The sequence below is a fragment of the Paenibacillus sp. SAFN-054 genome (assembly GCF_051966755.1).
In the GTDB taxonomy this organism is placed as follows: Bacteria; Bacillota; Bacilli; order Paenibacillales; family Paenibacillaceae; genus Paenibacillus_AQ.
The window spans coordinates 1,542,861-1,561,910 of record NZ_JBQCKS010000001.1; the positions used below are offsets into that span (position 1 = coordinate 1,542,861).

A 19,050-nucleotide genomic window follows, 5' to 3' on the forward strand; every position below is an offset into this window, starting at 1 on the left:
GTCTCCGAATTTCTCCTCCAAGTCATTCCATTCAATCTCTTACCAGATAAGGATCCAGCATGTGTCCCCATTTCTCGTAATCAGGCTTGTGAACCTGTACCTTATAGATCATATCATGTTCTTCGGCCTGTTGTCCCAGCACATCCCCGACACGGTAGAGCAGCGCCATCGCATTGCCGTCTTCCGGCGGGATCCGAAACTGACGGATTCCGCCTGACAAACGGTTCTGAATCTCTTGTTTCAGCATCAGCAAATCACGTGGATTCAGCGCGCTGATTTTCATATAGCCTGGGCCCGTGGGCAGCATCTCCAGCTGCTCCTTCGAGCATATGTCCGTTTTGTTAAAAAGAATGAGCTGCGGCTTATCCGCCGCCCCAAGCTCTTCCAATATGGCATCGACGACCTTCATCTGTTCATCCCGCATCGGCGATGAGGCATCCACCACATGCAGGATCAGATCCGCTTCGTTGGCTTCCTCAAGCGTCGCCCGGAATGCGGCAACGAGATCATGGGGCAGGTTCTGGATAAATCCAACCGTATCAGTCAAAATGACCTCGCTGCCTCCCGGTAGCTCCAACGTGCGCGAAGTCGGGTCCAGCGTGGCAAACAGCTGATTCTCGATATATACCTCGGCGCTCGTCAGCTGCTTCAGCAGCGTGGACTTACCGGCGTTCGTATATCCCACCAGTGCGATCTGGATGGCACCGCTCTTTTGCCTGCGGCCCCGATAGAGCTTGCGGTGCTTGATGACGGCTTCCAGCTGCTTTTTCAAATCGCCGATCCGGCCCCGAATATGGCGTCTGTCCGTCTCGAGTTGGCTCTCGCCCGGTCCCCGCGTCCCGATCCCGCCGCCGAGCCGCGACAGATTTTTGCCGTGCCCCGATAACCGGGGCAGCAAATAGGACAGCTGTGCCAGCTCCACTTGGATGATGCCTTCCCGCGTTTTGGCGCGCTGAGCGAAAATATCAAGTATGAGCTGCGTCCTGTCAATGATTTTGACGTCCAGGCTCTGCTCCAGGTTGCGGACTTGGGCTCCCGACAAATCATGATCAAAAATAGCGGTGTTGGCTTGCACAGATTCGATGGAAATCCGGAGCTCTTCCACCTTCCCTTTACCGATCAGCCAGCGGGCATCCGGCACGTCGCGGTTTTGACTGATGACATCCAGCACCTCGACGCCCGCCGTCTCGGCCAAGCTGACCAGTTCCTGCAGGGAATGCTCCGGATTGATCCCGCTGCGCTTCACTTCATCCGTCACAAGACTTACCAGAACTGCCCGGTCGCGTATTTGTGTGTTCGTATCATGAATGGTGTGTGCCAAGGTAGATTGCTCCTTTTCGCGTCAGCAGTTCAAGCTGTATTTTTAAATCGTTCCCTTGGGCTCCAGCTTAAAATCTTCCGTTCTTAGCGTCATAAGCTCAAGCTTTCCAGGATTCGTGTTCGAATACAAGTTCAGCAGTCTCACGGCTTGATTCCGGATCGATTTTTCAATCGTATTCCGCACGTATCTGGCATTGCTGAAGGCATGCTCGGTTTCATGCTTCTCCTGAATGAGATGCTGCCTAAGTTTCATTATCGCCTGCGGCATCAAAATGTAATCCCGTTCTTTGGCCATAAGCTCCGAAATCTGAATCAGCTGATCCACGGAATAATCCGGGAATTCCACCTGGATCGGAAAACGGGACGGAAGCCCGGGATTGGTCTGCAAAAAATAATCAATTTCGTCGGAATACCCGGCCAAAATCAGGACAAATTGGTTTTTGTGGTCCTCCATCGCTTTGACCAGCGTATCGATGGCCTCCTTGCCAAAATCCTTTTCCCCGCCGCGGGCCAGACTATAGGCTTCATCGATAAAAAGAATGCCGCCGAGCGCCTTTTTCACCAGGTCCCGGGTCTTCTGCGCGGTGTGCCCAATGTATTCCCCGACCAGATCCGCACGTTCCACCTCGATCAGATGTCCCTTGCTGAGCACGCCCATTTTCTGAAAAAGCTTTGCGACGATACGGGCCACAGTCGTTTTCCCGGTACCCGGATTCCCCTTGAATACCATATGATATACCTGCCCTCCGCAAGCCAGACCCGCCTCTTGGCGCATATGGGCAATCTGCAGCAAGGCATAAATTTCAAAGACAAACTCTTTGATATTCTCCAAACCGACAAGCTTCTCCAGCTCTTTCTCGATCTCCTGGTACAACGTGTGCTGAACTATGCCTTTGGCGGCGGGCGCAGGTTCTTTCTCTGGTACTGCGCTGCTCAATACAGGAGGCTCCTGGTTGCGTAGAATAACATTGATTTGTCTGGATGGCCTGCCTTCCGGCCGGCCGTTCGCGGCCGCAACACGCCCGTTCATGCATCCATCACCTCATATTCAAACAAGATGCTTTCTCTATTCAATGTATTCTACTTAAACAGCGGTTATTAGCAGTTTCAGCCCTTTTTCCAGCCAAGCCGTAACAGCAGCTCATCCGCCTTCCATTTCGTATAAGCGAGAACTTCTCTGGGCTTATGGTACTTCATCTGCAGCGTCCGTGATTCGGTCAATCCCAGCTTGGGATCTTCATAATGCAGATAATCCGCAATATCCTTGGAGCGCATGCCATGATACTGATGCGTAACAATGACGGCACTGACGAACCCTTGTTGCCTCATGATCTCTTGACTGAACAAGAGATTTTCATAGGTGCTGCGGGCTTTATTTTCCAGAAGGATGGACGATTCCGGCACGCCATGCTCAATCAGATAGTTCCGCATGCCTTCCGCTTCCGTATACTTATACTCCGGTCTGTCCAACCCACCGCTGACAATGATATGGCTGAATTTCTTTTCCCGGTACAGCCGCAGCGCTTCCTCCAGCCTTTCGGTGAGACCCGGACTCGGGGAATCCCCCCACATGGCGGCTCCCAAAATAATGCCTACATCGCTTGGCTTGTCCAGGTCCGAGCTTCGCGCGCTTTCCATCTTCCACCATACGCTGCCGGTCCACAATAGACCGAGAACGAACAGGACAGCAATGCAATAGAAAGTGATTTTCAGCGGGGTGCGCTTTCTTCTTGTCGACAGCACAGCCCTCTGTTCAGACATATTCATGGTTTCCTCCTGAAATCCCCATTCTCGAACAGCCGTTTCCGGTGATCCAGCGACATGACGAAATAAGGAAATTGATGCGCCTTAATATCATGCAGCAGCTCCCTGGCCGTGTCAGTCGCGAGCTTGTAGTCTTCCTGCGTAATCACCCCGCGCGTTAAGGCTTCCTCCAGCTCATCCTCATCCAGCAGGAAAACTTCACCGTTCCGCAAGACGACGATGTCCAGATACAGATCATCGAACCAGGGAACGCCCTGCTCGGTGACTCCCTGCGTTTTGCAGGTGTCTATGTACCACTGTATGATCTCCTGTCGTTCATCAAACATGGCTGTGACGATGTAATGGCTGTTCTTAGGAAAATACTGCAGCCAGGAATAACCTTTATCGGCAATCCGATACGTATGGGTGCCGTAATGCTTCCAAAGCGGCTCTTTCAAGTTATAGATGGTATAGAGCGTGATGTACCCGGTGAATGATTCACTTTCGACATAACGGCAGGCAAATCGCCGGCGGGAAATCCGGCGCCAGTTCGCTCGATCTCCAAATTTACGTTTCATGGAAATTTCCCTCTCCAATATGTTAGCTTCAGCTTATCACATTTAGGAAACACACTCAAAATGTATAAGTTAAATATAGCGCAAGAACAGGGGATTGGTTAAGCAAAAAATAAAAAGGGCCCCCGCGGGGAGCCCTTTTCATAAAGTTCAGTTTCGGTCAACATTACGGATTCGTGTCTTCGAACGGTCCGGAACCGATATTATCCGGCTTTCTGCCGCCATCTCCGGTGCTGCCGGGATCGGTCGTACCACCGCTGCCGTCATCCGGCGGCGTGATCGTTCCGCTATCGGCTCCTCCATTGTCGGTACCCGGCCCTTGATTGCCTTGACCATTGCCATTGCCATTGCCGTTACCGTTATTGCCGTTCGAATTTCCGTTTCCGTTATTGCCGCCGTTATTTCCATTATTGCCGTTAGGATCGTTATTACCTTGGTTATTGCCCTGATCGCTGCCGTTACCTTGGTCTATATTTCCTTGGTCATTGCCATTGTTTCCGTCCGGATTCCCTTGATCGATTCCACCCTGGCCGTTATCGCCTTCATTCTCTTCAGGCGGAACTTGTTCATCAGGCGCTCCTTGGATCGTAATGGACACCGTGTTCGACGGGTCCGATTCGATGCCGGATTCCGCGGAAACCGCCGTCACGTAGTATTCGTACGTAAGACCCGGCAGTGCGCTCATATCGTCTGCACTCGTATCGCCGATACCATCCAGAACTAAGCTGAAGTTAGCCTCAGACGATTCCTTCCGGTATAAGCGGTATGTGGCATCGCCGCTGTCCACGCCGTTCCAGGATAAGGAAACGGTCTGCGTTTCCGGACTATAGCTTGCTGCCAGTCCGCTCACGTGTTCGGTATTCTCCTGCTCAGGTGGCGGTTCCGGCTGTTTCATGTTGTCCGGAACGGTGAATTCTCCCTTGGAAGGGAAGCCCTCGAGGGCCTGCTTCATCACTTTGCCCCAGAATGCGGCCGCGAGCGGACTGCTGTTGTGGAGCAGATGATTTTTATCCGGCTTGTCATAACCCATCCATACTGCTGCAGTGAGCTCCGGCGTATAACCGACGAACCACACGTCACGGTTGGATTTCAGTCCGGAAATGCCGCTTTGGGTCGTTCCCGTTTTACCGGCAACAGGACGATCGATTCTAGCCTTCTTACCGGTACCGCTGTTCACGACCTCCTGCATCATTTGGGTCATTTGGTAAGCCGTGTTTTCCTTCATGACCTTCTCGCCCTTGTCCTTGTGCGTATAAACAGGTTTATCATCACTGTCAAGGATCTGCTTGATCGAGAAGGCTTTATTGAATGTGCCGCCATTGGCAAAGGCGCTGTAAGCCTGAGCCATTTCCAGCGTATTGGTGCCTTTGCTGATGCCGCCAAGCGCCATCGCCAGGTTCTTGTCTTCGTCTGTCAGCTGAATGCCGAGCTTCGTCGCAAAGTTGAAGCCTGTTTTCACGCCGATCTCGTTCAGCAGCCATACGGCAGGAATGTTCTCCGATTTCGTAATGGCATCCGCCATCCCGATCGTATCGGAGTATCCGTGAAGATTGCCCGGGCAGTAATTGCCGAAGCACTGCTTTTTATTGCTCAGCGGGGAACTCATATCATATTCACCGCTATCGAGCGCCGGAGCGTAGGATACGATCGGCTTGAATGCCGAACCCGGCTGACGACGGCTGTTCGTGACGCGGCTGTACCCCTTGCGTTCATAATCACGTCCGCCGAGCAGAGCGACCAATGAACCGTTCTCCTGGTTCATGATGACCATGGAGCCCTGCACCGGCTGATCATCCTTGCTCTTCTCGAAGTTGGATGCGTCGGCAAATTCCTTCTCAAGCACCTTTTGCGCATTGGCATCCATCGTTGTGTAAATTTTGTATCCGCCGATGTTCAGATCGTCTTCGCTGAGTCCAGTCACTTCCTCGGCTTCGTTCATGACGTAGTCCATAAAGTTCTGATAGTTTTGCTTCTTCTTCGGCGGTTCGTAATCATAGACTTTCTTCTTCGCCTCTTCCGCTTCCGCCTGGGTAATGTACCCCTGATCTGCCATCAGATTCAGGACGACCGCACGGCGCTGCATGGAAAGCTCCGGATTGCGGAGCGGATTATACTTGGATGGGCCCTTGGGCATCGCTGCCAATGTAGCCATTTCCCAGACTTCCAGTTTACTCAAGTCACTTTCACCGAAATAATATTTGGAAGCTTCTTTGATTCCGTAAATCTGTCCGCCGAAAGGAATGCGGTTCAAGTACATCGTTATGATTTCATCCTTAGTCAAGTTACGATCCAGCGCGAGTGCAATGGACACCTCCGTCGCTTTGCGGAAAAATGTCTTGTCTCGGGTAAGGAAAATATTTTTGGCCAGCTGCTGAGTAATTGTACTGCCGCCTTCGACCTTGGAACGGGCCATGACGTCCTTCACCGCCGCGCGGCCGATGGACCACAAATCGACGCCGCTATGCTCATAGAATCGTTTATCCTCCGTTGCGATAAAGGCATCCTTCAGCAGCTTCGGAATCTCCTCGCTTTTGACCGGATCACTCTTTTGCAGGGACAGCTCGCCCATAAGCACGTTGTTGCGGTCATAGACCTTGGATGTTTCGTTGACCGTAATTTTATCCTTATTCGCCTGATAGAGACGCTCGCCATTGACGGAAATATACAGATAACCCGCCAGGGCGCAAAATACCGCAATCGCGCATGTGAAGAACAAAATCCAGAATACGCGTTTGCCTGTTAGTTTTCTTTTTTTCTTTTTTGGTGTCTTGGAGGGCTGTTCTTTATTTCTGTTCCCCGTCCGCGACAGTTTATTGTTATCCATGGTGCCTCCTGACTCCCTTTCGGATCATTCTGGTTTTGGAATGAAAAGAACAACCTTGAAAGGTTGCTCCGCTCCGGTTCCTATGCCTACAGACATCAGTGATGGCGGCCAACGCCTTGCCAGCAGTGAGATCTATATACTTAAACGAAAATCATCCAAAAAAGTTTCAATTTAAGTCCGTTAGCCTTCGTTTGGCGTTTCCTGCATCAATGAAACGTTGCGCTGAGGCGTAACCGTAGAGATCGCGTGCTTGAACAGCATCTGCTGTTTGCCGTCGGAGTCGACGACAACCGTGAAGTTATCGAACGCTTTGATGGTGCCGCGGATCTGAAATCCATTTACGAGAAAAATCGTCACTGGGATATTTTCCTTGCGCAGCTGGTTTAAGAATGTATCTTGGATATTAATGGATTTGTTCATTTACCCGTACCCCCAACGTTTCATTTAGATTGTTTTGAAGTATATTCAAGATTTGAGAGAAACTTTCCTGCTATTATATCACGGATTTCCGCCAATTTAGCAGAAAAATTTACGGGTTCCGTGACGTCCACCCATGAGATATCCTTCATGTGGCGGAACCAGGACAGCTGGCGTTTGGCGAACCGGCGGGTGTCTCTCTTCAGGATCGTAACCGCCTCATCCAAAGACTCGCGGCCTTGAAGATAGGATATGATTTGCTTGTAGCCCAGTCCCTGCATTGAGACCAGATCTGTTCCGTAGCCCTTGTCCAGCAGTGAAGACACTTCTTCTACCAAACCCTGCTTCAGCATTTCGTCAATGCGGGCTTCAATACGTTTATATAGCATTTGCCTATCCATTGTCAAACCGACGAGGCACAATTGATACGGAGACTCCCGTCTTTGCCCTGCTGACTGGGCCGAAAGAGGGACACCCGTCAAATGGTAGATTTCCAAAGCCCTAATAATCCGTCTCTGATCATTGGGATGGAACTTTTCGGCAGTGGGAGCATCGACGGCCGCAAGCTTCGCATGCAGCGCTTCCGAGCCGTGCTCTTCGGCAAATGCAGCCTGTTCGTCCCGGTACGCCTTGTCCTCCCCCACTTGGGCAAACTGGTAATCATAGCAGACCGATTCTACATACAAACCCGTTCCGCCCACAATGAAGGGAAGCTTGCCCCTTCCATGAATTTCCTGGATCAGGTGGTGGGATTGCTCCTGGAATTCCGCGACGGAATAGGCCTCATCCGGGGTATGGATATCGATCAAGTGATGCCGGATACCCTGCATTTCCGCTGGAGTGATTTTGGCCGTTCCAATATCCATATGCCGGTAGACCTGCATGGAGTCTCCAGAGATGATTTCACAGTCCAGCTCTTTCGCAAGTTCGATGCTCAGCCGGGTTTTGCCGACGGCCGTAGGACCGACCAGCACGAGCAGTCTCGGTTTATTCTCGATTGTATTACTTTCTGTCAATGCGGATCACTCCATATGAGATTTTAGAATGGGCGCGCTCCTGCTCCGTGAACCCCAGCCGGGCAAACTCCCCGCTTCCCCTTTTCTCCTTCACAACCACCGTTTTCCTGGCAACCCTGACGGCTTCCTGAATGCTTTCTGCCGCGAGCGGCTCACTGTTGGCGAACCACCGCAAAGGCCGGATGGCGGAGGAATCCATCAACGGCTCGCGAAACATTGGATCGAAATACACAATATCCACGCTTTGATCCGGTAAGGAGCGGAGCACCTCCAGATGGTTTCGGTTCAAGACTTCCACACGCCGCATGGCATCGTTAATCTCGCTGACAGCCGAGGCATAATTCGCCAATCCTTCCTTGAGCAGGGCAGCCAGTGACGGGGAGCTTTCAACTGCCGTTATCTTGGCATTCGGTCCGCCTTTGACGGCAAACACTAGCGCATCTGTTCCAAGGCCCGCCGTGCAATCCAGCACGCTGTCCCCCTCTGTCATACAGGATGCATCAAGCATCGGATCGCTTTCGCCTTTCAGGATTCGTTTCGCCCGGATGAACCCCATGCTCGGATGGAATTCCATCGGTTCCTCACCCGCTCGGATGAGCCTTGCACCTTTATCCAACACAACAATGATATCGGGATCTACGTGCTGCTTCGCCATTCTCGGCAGCGAGGTATGGCGTCTTGGAACGTACAAACTGCCTGTGATGAAGGCAAGGGCTTCTGCGCGGCTGACGATTTCTTCTCCGGCCTTGTCCCCTGTCGTTATAATCATGTCTATCTCCATTCATGTTCCATTATCGTTTCGTTACCTTTACATAAGCTTAAATCTTGCATACCTTTCAACTACATCACCCGCTTGAACAGCTTTTCCAGGTCGTAAGTGGAAAATGACACCACGATCGGGCGTCCATGCGGGCATGTATAGGGCTGCCTGCACGCGCCGAGCCGGTCAATCAGGGTGTTCGCTTCTTGTTCCGTCAGCTTCTGGTTCGCTTTGATGGACGCTTTGCAGGAACAGAGTATTGATGATTTCTCCCGGAGCTTCGCCAGGTCAATCATGCGCTCACCCAGCACCCACTCCGCCATCTCCTCGATGATCTCCTTCTCTTCGCCCTTCGGAAACCAGTAAGGATGCGAGCGCACGCGGAACGTTTGGCCGCCGAAATGCTCAAGGTACACGCCCACCTGCTCAAACCACTGCAGCTTATCCTTCAGCTGGTTCGCTTCTGAAGGCGTAAATTCCAGTGTAATCGGCAAAAGCAGCTCCTGTGAGGCATCGGCAGGCGTACCGAACTTTTCATAATAAAATTCATAATTCACGCGTTCATGCGCCGCATGCTGGTCGATCAGGTACAGACCTTGATCGTTTTGGGCGATCAGGTAGGTGCCGTGATGCTGACCGATAAGTGTCAGCTCCGGAAATGGCGGTATTTCCGCATGACTGTCCGCGGACGAGGCCAGAAGCCTGCTCGCCAGCTCCGGATTGGAGCTTTGGCTGTACCGCTGCTGCGGAATCGGGTTCCCGCGATAAGGGATGGCCGATTCTTCCCTGACCATGCCGCTTCCTGACTTTCGCTGTCCTAGAGGGTTCATGTAGCTGCCCAAACGGTCCGGTTTCGGCTGATTGTCACCTCTAACGGACATTGCCGCTTGGCTGCCCAACGAATCGCCGGCTGGTGACTGTTCACGGGACAACGGGATTGCAGCAACCTCGGAAGAAGCAGCAGCCTCTCCCTTGGCATCGGCCGGTGCTGCTTGCGAGCTCCGGTTTGGAAAATGGAACTGTTCCTGCACGAACGAGCTGCTGTTCTTGCCCCCGATATTTTGCTTCACGGCCTGGGGAATCAAAACCTCCTGACGCAGCACTTGATGTATGCTTGCCTCCACGAAAGGATAGAGCTCCTGCTCTTTACTGAAACGCACCTCCAGCTTGGCCGGATGGACGTTCACGTCCACCAGGGAAGGATGCATTTTGATCTCCAGTACCGCGAGCGGGTAACGGTTAATAGGAAGCAAGGTATGATATGCCCTTTGGATGGCCTGATTCAAACCGTAATTCCGGATATATCTTCCATTAACGATGGTTGAGACGCCGTTTCGGTTCGACCGTGTCCATTCCGGAAGGCTTACATACCCGCTGAGCTCGAAATCCAGGTTCTCCGCTTTGATCGGCAGCATCGCTTTGGCAGCATGCGTGCCGTAGATCGCGGCAATGACCTGGAGCAAATCGCCGTTGCCGAGCGTTTTGATCAGCTGGTTCTCGTTATGCCGCAGCGTTATGGCGATTTCCGGATGGGACAGAGCGATTCTGTACATAAAATCGGAAATATGACCCAGCTCCGTTTGAATGGTCTTCATGTATTTCAATCTTGCCGGTGTATTGAAGAACAGCTCCTTCACTTGGATGTCTGTTCCGCGCGGTGCCGGCGTATCTTCCTGAACGAGCAGCTTGCCGCCTTCAATGCGGATCCGGCGTCCCATGCCGTCGTCACGATTCGACGTCACCAGCTCAACCTTGGCAACGGCCGCAATACTTGGAAGAGCTTCGCCGCGAAAGCCTAGGCTCGTGATATGGAACAAATCCCTGCTGTTCTCGATTTTGCTCGTCGCGTGGCGGTAGAAGGCGGTCCCGCAGTCATCCGGTTCGATGCCCGAACCGTTGTCCGTCACCCGGATGCTGTCGAGGCCCCCTTCCTCCACATGTACCTCGATGCGGGTCGCGCCGGCGTCGATAGAGTTTTCCACAAGCTCCTTCACCACGGAGGCAGGACGCTCCACCACTTCCCCGGCAGCAATCTGGTTGGCAATATGCTCATCCAATATATGAATCTTTGCCATATCCGTCACCCCTTATATCTAATCCTTGTATAAATCAATTAAAATGCGGGACAAGTAATATACTCCGTGTTCAAAAAGCGGACTTTGGGAAGTATCTCTTACAGGTCCTTCGCTTTCATTTTCAGATCGTTAAGCAGCTGCATGGCTTGCAGCGGCGTCATGTTCATTACATCGATGCCTTTGATCGTCTCCACGATATGTAGCAGCGATGGATCCGGTTTGGCGTGAGGTTCTGCTGACTTCGCCGCTGGTTTGACATCCTCTTCGCCAAAAATGGACAGCTGCACCACTTCCTCAGCAGCTGAATGATCACCCTCTTGGCTCACGGCCGTCTCGACCTCAATAGTCGGAACCGGTGCGCTCATCGGCTTTACATCCATCTCTGATGCCACGGCGGCTTGGGAGACACTCTGTTCCACGCTTTGCTCCAATCCCTGCAGGAGCGTATAGGCTCGTCCAATGATCGACGACGGGAGCCCCGCCAGACGCGCGCAATAGATGCCGTAACTGCTGCCAGCAGGACCCGGCACAAGCTTGCGGAGGAAATGGACGTTCTCGCCGCTTTCCTGGACCGCCATAGAGACATTCTTCAGACCCTTCAGGCTTTCCTCCAGGTGGGCCAGTTCATGAAAGTGCGTGGACACCAGCGATTTGCATCCGATCGTATCATGCACGTACTCGATGACCGCCTGCGCGATCGCCATGCCCTCGCTGGTCGAGGTTCCGCGGCCCAGCTCGTCAATGATGATCAGGCTTCGAGGGGTCGCTTTTTCCGTCATGACCTGAATATCGGCCATTTCCACCATGAAGGTGCTTTGCCCGCCAATCAGGTCATCGGCAGCGCCGATCCGCGTGAAGATGCGGTCGATCATCGGCAGCTCCGCCTTGCCTGCCGGTACGAAGCAGCCGATCTGGGCCAGTATGGAAATGAGCGCAACCTGGCGCATGTACGTGCTTTTGCCCGCCATATTCGGTCCCGTAATCAGCAGGATCCCCGCTTCTTCCCGGGTAAGCCGCGTTGCGTTGGCAATAAACGAAGAATCCTTCATGACAGCCTCGACAACCGGATGCCGTCCGGCCTCGACGACCAGATCATAACCGTCGGTAAGCACTGGCTTCACGAAGCCTTGCTCTGCGCTGACGGCAGCCAGCGACTGATACACATCCAGCTCCGCCACCTTTTCCGCCAGCTGCTGTAATCTCGATATTTCCGCAGCAAGCTTCTCTCTCAGCTCGGTGAACAGCATATATTCCAGATCAACCATCTTATCCTGAGCTTCAAGAATCAAGCCTTCCTTTTCTTTCAGCTCCGGCGTGACATAGCGTTCCGCATTTGCCAGAGTCTGTTTACGCTCATACCGGCCTTCCGGAAGAGAAGCAACATTCGCTTTGGTCACCTCAATATAGTAGCCGAACACCTTATTGAAACCGATCTTCAGCGAACGAACCCCTGTCACCTCGCGTTCCTTGGATTCGAGCTCGGCGATCCAGCGCTTACCGTTGACGCTGGCTTCCCGCAGCTCATCCAGATGCTCATGGCAACCCGGTTTGATAAGCCCCCCGTCCCGGACGGATACCGGCGGATCCTCCACGATGGTATGCTCGATCGCTTCGCTGAGATCCTTGCATTCGTCCAGTTCGTCCGCGATGCGGCGCAGCGTGGAGGAGGATGACGTTGCACACAGCTCCTTCAATGCCGGAATTTGTTGCAGGGACACTTTCAATGCATTCAAGTCACGCCCATTCGCATTGCCGAAAGCAATCCGTGCCACGAGTCTTTCCAGATCATATATTTCATTCAACGAAGCCTTAAGATCCTCCCGCAGTATAAACTGGTTATACAGATGATCCACAGCTTCCAGACGCTCTTCGATCGGTTTGCGGTTCAGGAGCGGCTTATCGATCCATCTTCGAAGAAGGCGAGCCCCCATGGATGTCTGGGAACGGTCGAGCAGCCACAAAAGCGAACCCTTCTTGGAGCGGTCGCGAACCGTCTCCACCAATTCCAGATTACGGCGCGTAAAAGGGTCCAAAATCATGTAGTTGCCGGGCTCGTAAGGGGAGAACTGCGTCAACTGTCCCAAAGACCGGCGCTGCGTCTCGCTTAAATACGAAATCAGCACCGATACGCATTGCTGGCGCTCCGGATCCAGTCTGGCCCAAGCCGCTTCGCCGAATTGGCTGCGTACCAGCTTTTCGTCCCTCTTCTCCCAAGGTGTGTATACCACGGGCCGGCTCCACTGCATCTGCTCCGCCTGGATCAGCTCCAGCATGCCGCTGTCACCGATCATCTCGGCCGGTTCGTAGATGCCGATTTCGTCCCGAAGCCACTCCACCGAGGATGGAACCGAGGTGACATACAGCTCACCCGTCGAAATATCGCATGCAGCCAGCGACATCATGCGATCACTTTCGGTGACACATACCAGGTAATTGTTGGATTTGTCGGCAATGGTTTTCCCTTCCATAATTGTACCGGGGGTGACGACACGGACAATTTCGCGCCGGACCATGCCCTTGGTTACCGCGGGATCATCCATCTGCTCACAAATCGCGACTTTATACCCCTTCTCGATCAAGCGCTGGATATATCCTTCAGCGGAATGATAAGGGACACCGCACATCGGGATGCGTTCTTCCCCGCCGCCTTCGCGGCCTGTCAGGGTGATCTCCAGCTCCCTTGATGCCCGAATCGCATCTTCAAAAAACATTTCATAAAAATCGCCTAAACGAAAAAAAAGGAAAGCGTCCTGCGCTTGTTCCTTCACTGCCAAATATTGTTCAATCATTGGCGTATACTTTGCCATGACTTACCTCCAAACCTTGACTTTGCTCATGCCCTATTATAGCAGAAAACAAAGAATATCATCATCAAGGCTGAAAGGGAATATTCCAGAGCGGCCGGATATCGCGATATTCATTCCATATGCCCCCTTCGCGAATCTGGCGAAAAAGAGGCTCGATATAGTCTTCCGCGTCCTTATATCGATCGAGTGCCCGTATATCCGACATGAGCGGTGCAACGCATTCCTTGATGCGTTCCCTGTCCCCCTGGTAGTAAGCCCGGTGGATCGAATCGTCGTCATCAAGCGGCCGCAAATTCAGTGTGCGGTACTGCGTCACGATCAAATATGCGAGATACACGATGCCTTTGGTGAGCAGCGGGGATACCAGAAAGCTCGGCAGCGTCCTGTATTCGAACCCTCCGTGCGGCTGCCGCCTGAAATCGCCAAGAAATCCATACTTGGGACGCCGCTGCTGGCTGGTCGGCGCTTCAAGCACAGAAACCGGTAGCGTCAGATAATTGTCCAGCGTGCGCAGCAGCTCCGCGGTGAGCGGAATCCCGCTGAAATGAAGGTGCCCGCCGAGAGGAAGACCTGACTTCGGCATGCCTCCCGCCACCCACAGCAGGGAGCGGTCCCTGATCATTTCGCCAGCCATGCGCATCGTTCGCATCAGCCCGACAAGCAATTCGCGCGGATGTGCGCTTGGAAGCGGCCGCAGCTCAGCAATCGGATACGTGGTGACTCCATCGCCATGTACGGCATCGCAGCCCACTTCACCTTCCTTGTCCAGAAACCTTGAAGCAGGGACGATTGCGCGATCACGGGAATCCAGAATGAGAAACTCGGGATCCATGCCGAGCAGTAACGTAGAGTCATCGTTCAGTTCAAGTTCCAGCGAGCGCTCATGTTTGTTTTGCGTCCGCCTGTAAAGCCGCTGGAGCCGTTTGCTCTCGATCCATACGGACGGCGTGACCTTTTCGACTGCGTATTTCCGGTCGCCACCGCCTGACACCAGCTGAACCTCACCGGAGCTGAGACCCAGCGTATACAGCGCGCGGACCGCCATCTTTTCAAGCTGGCGGAGCAAAGATGGCGATAGAAGGACCTGCTGCGCATTCGGCTGCATCGGCAGGTGGAAAGAAGGGTTGGCGCCATCCGCCCTGCTTATTTCAATCGCGCGCATGCCGGATACTTGAACCGCATAACGGATGCGGTACATGCCATGATCCTGGGGCTTCGCTTTGCCATTCCAGAGCAGGGAGCTCACGCCGGAGCGTGTTAAACGCGCATGCCGGAGAGCGGCAGACCAGCCGGCAAAGCGCTCCGCTTCGTGAAGACTCATCATTCAGGCCTCCCTTGAATTATTTGTAATAAAAATAAAAAAGGAGGGCATCCGCCCTCTACGCCGCCGCCCTCGCGTCATATAGTAAATCATACCTCTTTTCCAGACCTGCTGACTTACAATTCATCATCCAGCGAATCAGGGTCCAGATCGTCATAATCCCCGTCATCCCCGAAATCGAATTCCTTGTCTTCGTAATCGCCATGGCCTCTGCCGCACACCAGAACCCGAACCTTGGTCTCGGCCACAAGCTCCACGCTGAACTCCCGTTCGACCCGGATGATGACATTGCCTCCCCCGGAAGAAACACTGGCTTCAACACAGCTCGGTTCCTGCGTGGCCTCCGCAGACACCTCCACGGTTGAAGCCCGGTGCTTCGGATCCAGGTAAGAGAGCGGAACGAGCTCTACATAGGATACCGTTTCTTTTGCAACGTCGGTTTGAGAGTTTTTGTCATAGGAATACCAAATGTTGCAATCGTAAGTACCAATAACTTCAATTCCGTCGCCTGCGGCAACCGCTTCGTACTGATGGTTTATAATCCATGCCCCCAAGATGCTGGTCGGATTATGAGGCGGAGTCACGGTATGTGTTACGGTAGAGAACTTACGACCCTTGCCGCAGATCGCCTTCGTGATGATCTCTCTACATTGATGTTTATCGCTTAATGACATCTTTGAACCTCCTCCATACAATCATTCACTTAAGTGTATGCAGGACATAGGCATTTGTTGATTAAACGAGCATAAATGAATGAAATATTATTCTTCCTCTCCCAATCGCGTACGGTTCACAGGCAGATAGCCGCAACCTTCCTGTTGTGGTCTGCGTTTAATAATTACTATTATTGAAGCTTCATTCTTCCTTATGAAAGGGAGGGTCCGCATATGAGAAGAATACTGGTTCGTATCTGCCTGACACTTCCGCTTATTGTGGTTGCTCTACTTCCTTGGATGATGTCCCCAAACCTAAATTTACTTCGGACGAGGCCATAGCCAAGACGGTTCAGGAAATGCACAATGACGATTTTCCCGCCAAGCGCGGCAAAATTTCCGGAATTATACATGGCGGCGGCCCGGCGCCGGGAATCCGCGTGAACGGCAGCTTCGAATCGGAGGCCGCGAACCAAGGGGACTCCACTTATATCGTAACATTGACGGAATATTGGAGTACGAACGTCTTCCGGACGGAGGACAAGCGTACGGCCGACACCTCCCGTTATTATTGGAAGTATCTTGTGACCCCCGAGTCGGTAAAAGCGATTGGCGAGGGAGGGGATTTCCCTCCGGACCACGTGGAATAAGAATCATAGTTCTATAAAAAAGAACCCCCTGCCGGGAATGTCAGCTTCATGATTAAGATGCCTGACAATCGGCAGGGGGAGCAGCCATTCACCATATGAATCCGGTAGGGTCTGAAATGACTTGGATAGGAATTACTTCGATGCAATCGCAGCCTTCCGGGCTGCAACTGAGGTTGGTGCTTTATTCTTTTTCGCCAGTTTGAGATACAGAGACAGTTCGCGAATCAACTGCAGGATGGCTGAGCGGATCTCGAACTCCTCCCGGGTGGATGGCAGCTCCATCGTTTTGAATTCCTTCTCCAGCTTGTGGAGCAAAAATTCCGTGCGCCCCGTATACACCTCTTCCGTCACGTCAAGGCTAAGCTGCTCGAAGAGCTCCGCCACGTCATCGGCCTGCGGCATTTTTTGATATACGTGGGATATCAGCTGCATCATGTTCTGGATGGATTCCAGCTGTTCCTTGCGCATGTAAAAGTAGATGCTCCATACTTCGTCCGGATGAAGCATCTGGTTCTCCATCGCGCGGTGCGAAGCTTCCTTGCCAGCCTGAATTTCTTTCCCTGCCTCAATCAATTCGTTTCCATCCCACACATCGTCTGGATCCCGCAGCGACTGCGCGATCCGTGAGAAAATAATCGAGAACTGCTTATCCACCCGCTTGCGGATCGCGATCATCTGATCGGCAGCCTGGGGCATATAAGCCAGATTGACGATCAAAGCCGACCCCAAGCCGATCACAAGCAGCTCGATTTGAGTCAGCAGCGTACTCCAGCTGATGCTGCCGTTCCCGTATACCCGGAACACGACCACGGAACTGGTCACAATGCCTTCTTTGAAATTCGCACGGGCAATCGCCGGAAAGGCAACCAGAATGTAAATGGCGAGCACCCAGTAATGGTAGCCCAAAATTTCGAACAGGACGCATGCAAAAGCAAGCCCAAGCAGCGATGCGAAAAAACGGGCAGATATGGTTCTTATGCTTCGTTTGCGGGTCACATCGACCCCAAGCACAGCCAGCAGTCCGGCTGACAGCGGCCCGGTCACCCCGAGTGCATCCGCTATGAGGATCGACATGAGCGTGGCAATGGCTGTTTTAATGACACGAAAGCCCATGAAACCGCCTCTTTCATACACATTTGACGTATTCCATGGTAGCGGATTTTGCCCTTGGACACAATGTCACACGCCCTTGTCAGCGTTTCAGGCGAATGAATTGTTCCTTTTCAGTAACATTTTCCGGGACTTACCGCCTGTGGTTCAGCAGCTTCCGTTCCGCATATACGACCAGCTGATACATACCCGTTGCCACGACGGCAATGATCAGCAGGCTTGACATCACGAGCGTAAAGTTAAATACCTGAAAGCCGTATATAATTAAGTATCCCAGGCCGTTTTTGGCGACCAGAAACTCACCGACGATGACGCCGACCCAGGCCATGCCGACATTGACTTTGAGCGTCGATATGATCGTGGGAAAAGAAGCCGGAAGGATGACCTTGCGGAATACCTGCGTCCTCGTTCCCCCGAACACGCGCACGACCTTGATCAGATTGGTATCCACTTCGCAGAAGCTGTTGTACACGACAAGCGTCGTTACGATAACGGTGATCGACAAGGTCGTAACCGTGATGGACAGAAACCCGGCCCCGAACATGACGATGAAGATCGGCCCCAGGGCAACCTTCGGCATGCTGTTAAAAACGACCATGTATGGATCAAGCACCTTTGACAGAAACGGCGACCACCAGATCAGCACCGCCAGTAGCGTTCCAAAGAGCGTCCCCAGCACGAATCCCGCGGCTGTTTCCCCCACGGTAATGCCCAGATGCCCCCACAACTCGCCGCTGACGATATCCTTCCCGATCTGGGAGAACACTTTTGACGGGTAGCTGAACAGCAGTACATCGATCCATTTCAGTCTGCCGGCAAGCTCCCAACAAGCAAAAAATAAAAGCAGCAATGCCATTTGCACGGAAAATACCTGAGCACGCTGTTTCTTTTGGCGCTTCAGATGCGCTTGATGCAGTCCGTGCAGGCTATCGTCCGGAGGAGCGGATATAGGCGCGTTCAAGCGGGCGTCCGGCACTGACATGTCTACTCACCCCTTCTCTCCGGCGCTCTCCATCTCGCGCCATATTTCATGAAACAGTTCGTTAAATCCAGCCAATTCCCTGGCCACAAGGGGCCTTGCAAGCCGGATATGCTCGGGTACCGCAAAGGTTCTGCGTATTCTTCCCGGATGGCTTTCGAGCAAAATGACCCGGTCGCTGACGGCGACCGCTTCGGACAGGTCATGCGTGACGAGAATCGCCGTTTTATTCTTTTCGCGGAGCGTTTCGGAGATCAGATCCTCCAGCTGCAGCTTGGTCTGGTAATCCAGGGCCGAAAAAGGCTCATCCAGCAGCAGCAGTCCAGGGTCCGTGGATAGCGTCCTTACGAGCGCCACGCGCTGCCGCATGCCGCCGGATAACTGCTGCGGATACAAATTCCTGGCCCCCTCAAGACCCATCTCTTCCAGCAGCTCGGAAGTTCGTGCCAGATGCTTCTCTTCCAGCTGCCCTGTCAGCTCAAGCCCAATGGAAGCATTCTCAAAAATCGTCCGCCACGGGAATAAATAATCCTGCTGCAGCATGTACCCGACCTCCGGCGTCGGTCCTTCCACTTTCCGGCCGTACACAAAGGCTCCGCCTTTCGTCGGCTGGAGCAGTCCGGCAATGATCGAGAGAAGCGTCGTCTTGCCGCACCCGCTCGGTCCGACAAGACTGACAAACTCCCCCGGATATACCTTCAAATCCAATCCGTCAAGGGCCAGCGAGGCTTCGCGGTCACTGACGTAAACATGCGTGAGATGTTGTAATTCGACTACCGGCTCCATGCTTCCATTCTCCT

Annotated in this window: 16 protein-coding genes; 1 reads left to right on the forward strand and 15 read right to left on the reverse strand. The window is 53.0% G+C overall.

All coding sequences use genetic code 11. The features are described 5' to 3' along the window. Positions 1-31: 31 nt before the first annotated feature. From hflX to ACTHPM_RS07285, 12 genes are all read right to left on the reverse strand, one after another. Positions 32-1,321 (reverse strand): GTPase HflX, encoded by a 1,290-nt coding sequence (gene hflX / locus ACTHPM_RS07230; protein WP_440394516.1) that lies wholly within the window; start codon positions 1,319-1,321, stop codon positions 32-34. 42 nt (positions 1,322-1,363) lie between these two features. Next, the gene (locus tag ACTHPM_RS07235; protein WP_440394517.1) at positions 1,364-2,350 is read right to left on the reverse strand and encodes an AAA family ATPase; all 987 of its coding nucleotides are present in this window, start codon (positions 2,348-2,350) and stop codon (positions 1,364-1,366) included. A 77-nt stretch (positions 2,351-2,427) separates the two neighbouring features. Further along, positions 2,428-3,081 (reverse strand): YdcF family protein, encoded by a 654-nt coding sequence (locus ACTHPM_RS07240; RefSeq protein ID WP_440394518.1) that lies wholly within the window; start codon positions 3,079-3,081, stop codon positions 2,428-2,430. A gap of 2 nt (positions 3,082-3,083) precedes the next feature. After that, positions 3,084-3,641, reverse strand: coding sequence for a DUF402 domain-containing protein (locus tag ACTHPM_RS07245; RefSeq protein ID WP_440394519.1), 558 nt, complete (start codon positions 3,639-3,641; stop codon positions 3,084-3,086). Between the two features lie 163 nt (positions 3,642-3,804). Beyond that, on the reverse strand, positions 3,805-6,462 hold the full coding sequence (locus tag ACTHPM_RS07250) for a PBP1A family penicillin-binding protein (RefSeq protein ID WP_440394520.1): 2,658 nt from the start codon (positions 6,460-6,462) through the stop codon (positions 3,805-3,807). A 180-nt stretch (positions 6,463-6,642) separates the two neighbouring features. Next, entirely contained in the window at positions 6,643-6,882 is a 240-nt protein-coding gene (gene hfq / locus ACTHPM_RS07255; protein ID WP_127602544.1) for an RNA chaperone Hfq, read from the reverse strand. A 20-nt stretch (positions 6,883-6,902) separates the two neighbouring features. Then, positions 6,903-7,895, reverse strand: coding sequence for a tRNA (adenosine(37)-N6)-dimethylallyltransferase MiaA (gene miaA / locus ACTHPM_RS07260; RefSeq protein WP_440394521.1), 993 nt, complete (start codon positions 7,893-7,895; stop codon positions 6,903-6,905). Then, positions 7,882-8,664: a class I SAM-dependent methyltransferase gene (locus tag ACTHPM_RS07265; protein WP_440394522.1), complete on the reverse strand. Its 783-nt coding sequence runs from the start codon at positions 8,662-8,664 to the stop codon at positions 7,882-7,884. The genes miaA and ACTHPM_RS07265 overlap by 14 nt, the downstream gene beginning before the upstream one ends. A gap of 71 nt (positions 8,665-8,735) precedes the next feature. Then, a complete protein-coding gene (gene mutL, locus ACTHPM_RS07270) occupies positions 8,736-10,730 on the reverse strand; it encodes a DNA mismatch repair endonuclease MutL (protein ID WP_440394523.1) in 1,995 nt (664 codons plus the stop codon). Between the two features lie 98 nt (positions 10,731-10,828). Beyond that, entirely contained in the window at positions 10,829-13,537 is a 2,709-nt protein-coding gene (gene mutS / locus ACTHPM_RS07275; protein ID WP_440394524.1) for a DNA mismatch repair protein MutS, read from the reverse strand. Between the two features lie 64 nt (positions 13,538-13,601). Continuing rightward, the gene (locus ACTHPM_RS07280) at positions 13,602-14,858 is read right to left on the reverse strand and encodes a putative amidoligase domain-containing protein (protein WP_440394525.1); all 1,257 of its coding nucleotides are present in this window, start codon (positions 14,856-14,858) and stop codon (positions 13,602-13,604) included. Between the two features lie 116 nt (positions 14,859-14,974). After that, positions 14,975-15,532, reverse strand: a complete 558-nt coding sequence (locus ACTHPM_RS07285; protein ID WP_440394526.1) for an outer spore coat protein CotE — start codon at positions 15,530-15,532, stop codon at positions 14,975-14,977. A 275-nt stretch (positions 15,533-15,807) separates the two neighbouring features. Between ACTHPM_RS07285 and ACTHPM_RS07290 the strand changes: the two genes are divergently transcribed. Continuing rightward, positions 15,808-16,161 (forward strand): hypothetical protein, encoded by a 354-nt coding sequence (locus tag ACTHPM_RS07290; protein WP_440394527.1) that lies wholly within the window; start codon positions 15,808-15,810, stop codon positions 16,159-16,161. Between the two features lie 132 nt (positions 16,162-16,293). Here the strand turns inward: ACTHPM_RS07290 and ACTHPM_RS07295 are convergent, their stop codons facing one another. The 3 genes from ACTHPM_RS07295 to ACTHPM_RS07305 form a co-directional block, all read right to left on the reverse strand. Further along, entirely contained in the window at positions 16,294-17,274 is a 981-nt protein-coding gene (locus ACTHPM_RS07295) for an aromatic acid exporter family protein (RefSeq protein ID WP_440394528.1), read from the reverse strand. Positions 17,275-17,404: 130 nt separating this feature from the next. Then, the gene (locus tag ACTHPM_RS07300; protein ID WP_440394529.1) at positions 17,405-18,253 is read right to left on the reverse strand and encodes an ABC transporter permease; all 849 of its coding nucleotides are present in this window, start codon (positions 18,251-18,253) and stop codon (positions 17,405-17,407) included. A gap of 6 nt (positions 18,254-18,259) precedes the next feature. After that, complete coding sequence (locus ACTHPM_RS07305) at positions 18,260-19,036, reverse strand: ABC transporter ATP-binding protein (protein ID WP_440394530.1); 777 nt, start codon at positions 19,034-19,036, stop codon at positions 18,260-18,262. Positions 19,037-19,050 lie beyond the last annotated feature (14 nt).

Bases quoted from the DNA above. Each gene is read 5' to 3' on its own strand.
- ACTHPM_RS07235 (WP_440394517.1), bottom strand. From the start codon at position 2,350: ATGAACGGGCGTGTTGCGGCCGCGAACGGCCGGCCGGAAGGCAGGCCA.
- ACTHPM_RS07240 (WP_440394518.1), bottom strand. From the start codon at position 3,081: ATGTCTGAACAGAGGGCTGTGCTGTCGACAAGAAGAAAGCGCACCCCG.
- ACTHPM_RS07245 (WP_440394519.1), bottom strand. From the start codon at position 3,641: ATGAAACGTAAATTTGGAGATCGAGCGAACTGGCGCCGGATTTCCCGC.
- ACTHPM_RS07250 (WP_440394520.1), bottom strand. From the start codon at position 6,462: ATGGATAACAATAAACTGTCGCGGACGGGGAACAGAAATAAAGAACAG.
- hfq (WP_127602544.1), bottom strand. From the start codon at position 6,882: ATGAACAAATCCATTAATATCCAAGATACATTCTTAAACCAGCTGCGC.
- ACTHPM_RS07265 (WP_440394522.1), bottom strand. From the start codon at position 8,664: ATGATTATAACGACAGGGGACAAGGCCGGAGAAGAAATCGTCAGCCGC.
- mutL (WP_440394523.1), bottom strand. From the start codon at position 10,730: ATGGCAAAGATTCATATATTGGATGAGCATATTGCCAACCAGATTGCT.
- mutS (WP_440394524.1), bottom strand. From the start codon at position 13,537: ATGGCAAAGTATACGCCAATGATTGAACAATATTTGGCAGTGAAGGAA.
- ACTHPM_RS07280 (WP_440394525.1), bottom strand. From the start codon at position 14,858: ATGAGTCTTCACGAAGCGGAGCGCTTTGCCGGCTGGTCTGCCGCTCTC.
- ACTHPM_RS07285 (WP_440394526.1), bottom strand. From the start codon at position 15,532: ATGTCATTAAGCGATAAACATCAATGTAGAGAGATCATCACGAAGGCG.
- ACTHPM_RS07295 (WP_440394528.1), bottom strand. From the start codon at position 17,274: ATGGGCTTTCGTGTCATTAAAACAGCCATTGCCACGCTCATGTCGATC.
- ACTHPM_RS07300 (WP_440394529.1), bottom strand. From the start codon at position 18,253: ATGTCAGTGCCGGACGCCCGCTTGAACGCGCCTATATCCGCTCCTCCG.
- ACTHPM_RS07305 (WP_440394530.1), bottom strand. From the start codon at position 19,036: ATGGAGCCGGTAGTCGAATTACAACATCTCACGCATGTTTACGTCAGT.